This window comes from Acidovorax cavernicola, from assembly GCF_003581445.1.
Window position 1 is genome coordinate 119,157 of sequence record NZ_QXMN01000015.1, and the last position, 9,585, is coordinate 128,741.

The following is a 9,585-nucleotide window of genomic DNA, read 5'->3' on the forward strand; positions in this document are numbered from 1 at the left end:
GGGAAGGGTGCTTGGCCAGATCAGGGTGGCAAGGCCACTGGATTCCTGAGGTCTGAGGAATCCTCATTGCGCCGTCCGCTGTGTGGGGACAGCGCCTCCCCGCCGGAGGCGAGGAGGTTTGTCGCGTCGCGCGGCGAGAACTGCGTCCGCAGTTGCGCCGGCGTCTGCGACTCAGTGCATCAGCACTTCATGGCCGTGGCTTGAGCTGCGAAGGCGTCGGAAGCGGTCTTGCAGGCCGCGCCGAGTTGTGCCGAGTTCGCGCCGTAGCTGGCCCAGGTGGCCTTGGTCTGCTCGAGGCTGGACTTCAGGGCGTCGGCTGCCGCGCCGCTTTGCTTGCCGACACAGGCGCTCACCTTGTCCAGGTATTCCTGGCATTCCTTGGGCACGTCGGCCGATGCCGTCGTGGTGGCTGCAGGTGCTGCCGCGGCCGGCGCGCTGGCCGCCGGGGCGGGTGCGGGTGCCGGCGCTGCCGGTGCAGCGGCGGGTGCCGCAGGTGCAGCCGGAGCTGCAGGCGTGGATTCCTGCTTGGAGCAGGCGGTGATGGCAGCAGCCAGAACGATCAGTGCGAGGATTTTGTTCATTTTCGTTTACATGTGCGAGTTGGATGATGTGCCTCCCCCCGTATTCCAGGACGCGCAAGGAACGCAAGAATCGAGGCCGCAACAGTATCGCCGTGCCCCGCGCGGCGGGCCGTGCGAACGTTGAAGTCGTACGTCCGCTGCGACACAAATATTGTAACAATTATCGCGAAACGTTAAATATTGCCAAGTTTCGCGGGCAAATGCACAAAGGTCGGCGAAAGGCCGTCCAACGTTCGGTACGCAGGGGGCCGGCATTCAATGCATCGGTAAGGTCCAGGAGTTAATTCTTAGGTATTAATTCGTTGCGCCTGCGCTGGCAGACCAAGTCGAACAACCCGTCGCGCCGATCGCAATCGTCTGCCATCTCGAGCCAGGCTGTTGCGATCAAAGTCGTTCTAGTCCAAAAGTTCTATGTGCATCAGTGACTTAGCGATCCATCTGATTTGATTCAATTCAAAGCAATCAATTGGATTGCGCTGATTCCTATCGCAAGAATCAGTTTTTGGGGAGAGAGATTTCCATCGGAATGAACCACGGAATTCCGTCGCTCGATGAGTTTGTGCGTGCAGAAAAACCTGCAAAGAAAATCGAGCAGAGTTCCTCTCGTCAGCGGGGGCGGAGGGCTGGAGAAGACGCAAATCAGCGGGTCTTTCGAGCACAAAAGTGAATGCGGAATAGATGCCTGTAACAAGGCGATTTAATTCCGCAAATCAATTGGCGTTGACGTTGTTTTTTTGGCGTCGCCGGTGCCTGTTATTGATGCGTAAAATCGTAAATGTTGGACATATTTGCGTGTTCCTTGTCACATTTTGAACATGCCAAGGTCTCAAACGCCCCATTTCCTTCGCCCTCGTTCACATCGATTTGCGCTGGAAAGCCGGCAGCTTTTTGATGGTGCCGCTTTCGTGGAGGCTGCCGCCGCGGCCCCCCCGGACGCGCCACAGGGCCAGCATGTGGATGCGCCGCACGCCGCCGACGCGGCAGCGCCTGTCACCGTGCCGCACGGGCGCGAGAGCATGGCGGAGGCAGCCCGGGCGCCGGCGGATGCAGGACCGGGGCCGGGCCAGGCCAGCGAGGTCTACGTCGTCGACAAGAACGTTGCGAACTGGCAGCAGCTTGCTGCTTCGGTGCCGCAAGGGGCCGAACTCATCCTGCTGGACACCGGGTCGTCCGGTGTCGAACAGCTGCGACAGGCGCTCGAAGGGCGCACCGGCATCACGGCCCTGCACATCCTGAGCCATGGCACCGCGGGCGAGATCACGTTGGGCAACGAAACCCTCGGCGTCGCCAGCCTGGCGCAGTCGGCCGGTGCCTGGCAGGCGATCGGTGCCAGCCTCAGTGCGGACGGCGACATCCTGCTCTACGGCTGCGATGTCGGTGCCGACGGGCAGCAGTTCGCACAGGCCTTGAGCCGCGCGACCGGCGCGGACGTTGCGGCGTCGGACGATGCCACCGGCGCGGCGTCGCGTCGGGGCGACTGGTCGCTCGAGGTCGCAACGGGCTTCATCGGGGCGCGCGCTTTTTCCGCCGCCGACTACGACGGCCTGCTGGCCGCGCCCACGGTCTCCACCACGGCCCCACCCATCACGGTCAGCGAACCCAGCACGCTCAACGCAGCAGGCGCCGACCGCGCGACGCTCAGCGGCTGGACGATCACCGACGACGGCGCCGGCAATGTCACGGTCGACGTGACTGTCGAGAACCCCGCGCTGGGCACGCTGTCCAGCGCCAGCATGGCGGGCGTCACCACCGTGCCCGGCGGCTACCGCTTCGTCGGCAGCGTGGCCGACGCCAATGCCTGGATCAACCAGCTGGTGTTCGCGGCTGCGGACACCGAGCTGGGCAACACCGCCGCGAATACGCGCGTCCTGGTGACGGTCACCGATTCGGAAACGCCGGCCCTCACCGCGAGCCGCGCGCTCGACGTATCGATCACGCCGTCGAACGACCCGACCACGCTGGCCGACGCGGCGCAGGCCGTCAACGAAGGGGGCAGCACGACGCTGGGCGTCGCGACGCTCAACGCCATCGACCCCGAGGTGACGATCGGCTCGCAGAACGCGGGACAGATCGTCTACGGCATCGCGACCAACACCACCCACGGCTACCTCACGCTCAACGGCGAGCGCATTGGCGTGGGCTCGGTCTTCACGCAGGCGGACGTGCTCGCGGGGCGCGTGGTGTACGTGCACACAGCCACCGGCGCGGACCAGAACCTGGACGACAGCTTCGTCGTCGTGGTCAACGACGGCGCGACGCCGTTGGCCGGCTCCGATCACGCGACCATCACGCTGAACGTCACGCCGCTGAACCAGCCGCCGGTGCTCTCGGGCTCGGGCAGCGTGTTCGAAGGGCAACCCGCCAATGCCGTGGACGGCAGCGGCAACCCGACCTCGGCCGTGGGCAACTTCATCGTCGCCGACGGCGGCGGCGACGATGCGAATGCCGACCTCACGGTGCAGCTGACCAGCCTGCCCACCGACGGCACGCTGTATTTCACGGGCACCGTCGTCATCGGCGGCGTGACGCAGACCGTCACCAACCGGGCGATCACACAGGCCGACATCGACGCCGGCTTCGTGTTCGACTATGACGACCGCGCCGGCCTCACCTACGGCAACAACGGCCAGCGCGACAACAACGGATCGAGCTACCCCTTCACTGACGGCTTCGGCGTGACGGTGCGCGACGCCGGCGGCGGCACCGGCACCCCGGCCTCGACCTCGGGCACCATCGCCATCACCGTGCGCCCGGCCAACGACGACCCGGTGCTCGACCCCGGCAGCACGCTCGAAGCCACCGTGGACCCCGGCGGCGGTGCGTACACGGTCACGCTCACGCCCGGCATGCTCGGTGCGACCGACGTCGATTCGAGCGACGACAACCTCACCTTCGCTGTCACCTCGATGAGCGGCCTCGATCAGGGCTACCTGCTGCTCGACGGCAAGATCATGCCGCCGGGCAGCACCTTCACCATGGAAGACGTGCGCTCCGGCCGCGTGCAGTACGTCCAGGTGGGCGGCGCAGCGGCGGGGGACACCGACACCTTCAGCTTCCAGGTGGTCGACAACACGCTCGGCCCGGTCTGGGACGAGAACGGCAACGAGGTGATCCGCGAGGGGGCCGACCGCAACCCCGACGGCACGGTGAAGACCTACGAATTCACGATCAACCTCGTCGAAACCCCGGCGGGCAACGGCAATCCGCTGCAGACCATCAACGGCACCCCCGTCAAGGAGGGCTCCAACCACGCAGGCACGGACCAGAACGGCCAGACGCGCGGCACGCTGAGCGAAGGCGGCGCGGTCGTGCTGGGCGGCACCGGCTCCGACTTCGGCGTCCAGCCGGGCCTGAGCTACGTGGTCGACGGCGTACCACCGTCGCAGGTCATCTACACCGTCACCGACTACACCGGCACCACAGGGCCCGTGCGCAACGGCACGCTGCAGCGCTTCGACGGTGCGGCCTGGGTCGACATCAACACCTTCGAGACCTTCACGCAGGCCGACCTGAACGCCGGGCGCATCCGCTTCCAGCACAACGGCGATGTGGAAGACTTCGAATCGGCCGTGTCGCTCTCGGTGACGGCCGGTGTGGCCGTCGGCGGTGTGCGCGACGTCTGGAACACCAGCTTCTCGTTCTATATCAAGCCGGTCAACGACGTGCCCGTGGCCACCGGCTCGTCGAACACGGTCATCCGCGAAGGCGAGACGGGCTACATCACCACCGGCCAGATCCGCGTGACCGACGCGGACGACGCCACCAGCGAGAACTACCTCGAAGGCTCGGACACGCTGCTGGGCGGCGATCCGAACTACGCCTTCAACAACGGTTCGACCGGACCCGGCGCCATGCAGTTCGAGTTCGACAGCCTACCGATCGGCGGCGTGCTGCAGTACTCGCCCGACGGCGGAACGACCTGGCTGACCGTGACCCAGGGGATGCGCATCGACGCGTCGCTCATCACCGGCAGCGCCGGCACCACCGGCCTGCGCTTCGTGAGCGACGGCTCCGAGGTGCGCACCACCAGCTTCAACGTGCATGCCGTGGACCGCTGGGGCGCCGCGTCGAACCAGGTCACCGTCGACATCACGATCACCAACATCAACGACGCGCCGGTGATCGCGACCGACCCGACGCAGCCCGACCCGCCGGGCGGTACTACCGCCAACAATCCGCTGGTCGTGACCGAAGGCGGCCGCGGCCAGATCACGCCGGGCATGCTCACGGCGTTCGATCCCGACAGCACGCTGACGCAGTTGCAGTACACGATCAAATCCGTCACCACGCACGGGCGCATCATGTATTCGACCGATGGCGTCAACTTCGTGGCGCTGGGCGTGGGCTCCTCGTTCACCCAGGCCGACGTGAATGCCGGCTACATCTACTACATCAACTCGGGCGACGAGTCCGACGGCGCGGAATATCCCGGTCCGCCGAGCGACCGCTTCACCTTCACGCTGAGCGACGGCGACAAGGAACAGACCGGCGGCGAGTTCTGGATCTACGTCACACCGCTGAACGACGCGCCCACCGTCACCGCGCCCGCGGGCCCGATCGACATCGACAGTGCGACCCCGGCGAACAACCCCGTGCCCGGCTTCAGCGTCGACGACATCAACCTCGACGAGCTGCTGCCGGTGGAGGTCGACTTCCTGCAGGTCACGGTGCGACTGACCGACGCCAACGGCAACCCGCTGTCCGCGGCCGACTATGCCGACGTGAGCATCGGCTCGACCTCGATGGGCGGCGTGACGGTCGATGCCGACAAGAACGGCAATGGCGACTTCCTCACCTTCCGCGGGACGCGCGCCCAGGTGAATGCGGCACTGGCCGGCCTCACGCTCACCTTCGCCACCGACCGCGACCAGGCCTTCCGTCTCCAGGTCATCGTCGACGACCGGGTGCGCGACACCGCGACCGGCGTGCTGCAGCCCGGCGCCAACGGCGGCCCGGACAACGAACCGACAACCCCCGGCGATGCGCCCATCCCGGTCCCGACGACGGAGTACGACTGGTACACCGACGCGGTGCCCACCACCGGCGACATCAAGGGCAACATCGCTGCGGCCTCGGTGCTGGTGCGCGCGTCGAGCGTGAACGACCCGGGCGTGCTGGTGGTGCCACCGGCCAACACGGTCTACGAAGACCAGCCGACCTACATCGGCGGAGGTTTCGTGGTGGCCGATGCCGAATCGGCCGCGTTCGACACGCCGATCACGCTCACGCTGACCTTGCCCGCTGGCCACGGCACGCTTGGCATCGGCGGCGCCGGAGCCCAGAGCACCTACACGCTGCCCAGTGGGCGCATCGTGACCATCACCGGCGATAACTCCGGCACGCTGGTGCTCACCGGCCGCGCCAGCGACATCCAGGAACTGATCAACAGCGGGGCCACCACGGGCCTGACGTTCACGAGCGCGACCCACGTCAACCATGACCTCAACGGCGGCGATGCGGGCGACACGACGCTCACCGTGTCGTTCGACGACACCGGCTCGCAGATCGGTGGCGATACCGGGTCGGGCAGCACGGCGAACAATCCTCCCGACATGACGATGGCGCTGACCATCGTGCCCGTCAACGACGCGCCGACGGCGGGTCTGAGCGGCGGCATCAATCCGAACACGCCGGTGTTCCTGGAGGGCGGCGACACGCCGTCGCCGGTGCCGGGTTTCGTCGTGGGCGACCTGGACATCGACAACGACGGCGGCGGCATCGCCACCGGCGAGACCGACTTCTTGCAGGTCACGGTGCGCATCACTAACGGCACGGGCGTGCCGTTGGGCGCCTCGTTCTACCAGGACCTGGGCACCGACGTCATCACGATCACCTCGAGCAATGCCGCGGGCTCGGGCGTGACCATCGACAGCACCTTCGACGGCACCGGCAGTGCGCTCGTCATTCGCGGCACGCGCGCGCAGGTGCAGGCCTACCTGAACGGGCTCCAGGTGGCCCTGGGTGGCGGCCTTGCCAATACCGACCAGAACTTCCGCGTCGAGGTCGTCGTGGACGACCGCCTGCGCGAGAACAGCAACGGCAACCTCGCGGGCGGTGCGAACGGCGGCGACAACAACAACGCGAGCGGCGGCACGACGGCGGTGCCGACCACCGCGGTCGATCCGTATCTGGCGATCCCCGCCGGCCTGACGGCCAACGTGGCTTCGACTTACCGCACGCTGTTCCCTTCGTCGATCAACGATCCGGCCCACATCGCGGCCGGCAACCCGACGGTGGACGAGGCCAACGGCACCGTCACGCTGACCGGCCTTACGGTTACTGACCAGGACGCAGGCGCCGCCAGCGTGCTGACAGCGACGGTGTCGGTGCCTAACGGTTTCGTCATCAGCGGTGTCGGCGGTACAGGCGGCACGGTGAGTGCGCTCGGCGGCGCGACCCTGACCATCACCGGCACGCTGGCGCAGATCAACAGCCGCATCAACACGATCGTCGTCGCGCTGCCCGACGCGCCGAGCGTGGCGCTGCCGAGCGACTGGAACGGCGCCTTCACCGTGACCGTGGTCGTGAACGACAGGGGCAACACCGGCGACCGTCCGGGTGCCCTGGCCCCCGGCGACAACAGCACCACCGGTACCTTCGACTACGAGGACGGTGTCAGCAGCAACCTCGTCACCACGCGCACCTTCGTCTTCACCGTGGCACCGGTCAACGATGCGCCGGTGGTGACCGGTGGCAACACCGAGGCCCTGCCGTCCGTCAACGAAGACGTAGGCACCAATGCGGCCGGCACGAACGTGGGCACGCTGTTCGGCGGCCACTTCAGCGACGGCGCCGACGACATCGACAACACCGGCATCGGCTCAACGGCCGGCAGTACCTCCGACACCTTCTTCGGCGTCGCGATCACCGGTGTCGCGCTCGACCCCGCCCAGGGCGCATGGGAGTACTCGATCGACGGCGGCACCACCTGGACTGCCGTCGGCGCGCGTTCCGACAGCAACGCGCTGGTGCTCGACGCGACCGCGCAGCTGCGCTTCGTGCCGGCCGCGAACTTCCACGGCACGCCCAACACGCTGACCGTGCGGCTGGTCGAGAACGACGCGAACAACGACAGCGCCACCGCCGACCCGACCTCGGGCTCGACCGTCGACGTGTCCGGTGCCGGCAACGGCGGCAGCACCGTCTACAGCGCGGGCACGGTCGTGCTCAGCACCCAGGTCATCAACGTGAACGACCGGCCGACGGCGATCGACGTCACGGCACCCCGAGGCACCGAAGACACGCAGGGGACCGGTGTCCGCGTCGACACGCTTTTCACTGGCAGCTACGGCGACACGACCGACGATCAGACCGGCGTCACCGGCGGCGGCAATGCGTCGACGTCGTTCGGCGGCCTGGCCATCGTGGGCAACAACGCCAACGCTTCGCAAGGCGCGTGGCAGTACAGCCTGGACGGCACCAACTGGCTGGACGTGCCCACCAGCCCTTCTGACGGTAACGCCTTGCTGCTACCGCCCGATGCGCAGTTGCGCTTCGTGCCCGCGGCCAACTTCAACGGCACGCCGGGTGGCCTGGTCGTGCGCGTGTCCGATGCACCAGTCACGGCGGGCAGCGGCGACATCAGCGCCACCGTCAACGACCAGACCAGCCAGTGGTCGGCGTTGCACAACGTCTCGATCACTGTCGATCCGATCAACGATGCGCCCGTCATCGTCGGCACGACCGGCGCGACCGCCGTCGAGAACAACCAGACAGGCACCGGTGTGAGCATCCCGCCCGTGGCGCTCGTCACCGGCGGCGGCGTGGCCGATCTCGACCTGGGCACCACGCCGGGCCTGGCCAACGGCGTCTTCGGCGCCGGCTCGCTCACCGTGAGCCTCGACGGCTACGTGACCGGCGACGAACTGTTCGTCAACGCCGCGCTGCCGGCAGGCGTCACCGTCTCGGGCGGCAGCGGACAGCCGCTGGTGATCCAGTTCGATGCCGACACCACGGTGGCCGAAGTGCAGGCCGTGCTCAATGCGCTGGCCTATCGCAGCAGCAGCGACAATCCGACCAATTTCGGCACTGACAACGAGCGCGTCTACACCATCGTGCTCAACGACGGCAACAACACGCAGCCGGGCGGTGCCACGGCAGGCGGTCCGACTTCACTGAACAGCAACGTGCTCACCGGCACGCTGACCATCACCGCCACGAACGATCCGCCGACCGCGCGCGACGACACCCACAGCATCGACGAGGACACGGCCTCCGTCGGCAGCAATGTGATCGCGGGCCGCATTCCGGGCCAGGACGACACCGATCCCGACAGCCTCACGCTGACCGTCACCGACATCCGCACCGGCCCCGAAGCCGGCACGGGCACGGCGGGCACCGTGGGCAGCTCGCTCACCGGTACCTACGGCAGCATCGTGCTGAACGCGGACGGCAGCTACACCTACTCGCTGAACAACGCCGACCCACGCGTGCAGGCACTGACCGTGGGCGAGACGCTGACAGAGGTCTACACCTACACCATTTCCGACGGCGCGGGCGGCACCGACATCGCACAGATCACCATCACCATCCGCGGCACCAACGACACACCGGGCGTGACGGTGAACGACGGCAACGGCGCGGCAACCGGGCAGGTGACCGTGTACGAGGCGGGCCTGACGAGTGCAGGCGACACGAGCGAGACGACGGCAGGGACGTTCGCGATCACCTCGCCGGACGGCGTGGCGAGCATCAGCGTGGGCGGCACGACGATCACGCTGGCGCAGCTGCAGGGGCTGAGCCCGGGCTCGCCGCTGGTCATCAACACACCGAAGGGCCAACTGACGCTGACGGGCTTCACCGGCACGACCTTGCCCAACGGCGTGGTGACGGGTGGAACGGTGGACTACAGCTTCACGCTGGGCGCGGCGCAGACCCACAGCGGGGGCGCCGAAGTGACCGAGGCGATCGCACTGACGGTGACAGACCGCGACGGCGACGTAGCCAACGGCACGCTGACGGTGCTGATCATCAACGACACGCCGACGGCGAATGCCGACAGCAA

The 9,585-nt window shown here is 67.1% G+C and carries 2 protein-coding genes; one reads left to right on the forward strand and one right to left on the reverse strand.

From position 1 onward, the window contains the following. Positions 1 to 179: 179 nt before the first annotated feature. Positions 180 to 581, reverse strand: a complete 402-nt coding sequence (locus D3H34_RS14370; RefSeq protein WP_119554187.1) for a hypothetical protein — start codon at positions 579 to 581, stop codon at positions 180 to 182. 905 nt (positions 582 to 1,486) lie between these two features. On the opposite strand from D3H34_RS14370, the gene D3H34_RS14375 reads away from it, so the two are divergent. Continuing rightward, positions 1,487 to 9,585 (forward strand): cadherin-like domain-containing protein (locus tag D3H34_RS14375; protein WP_167481203.1); only part of this gene is annotated, 8,099 nt, incomplete at its 3' end.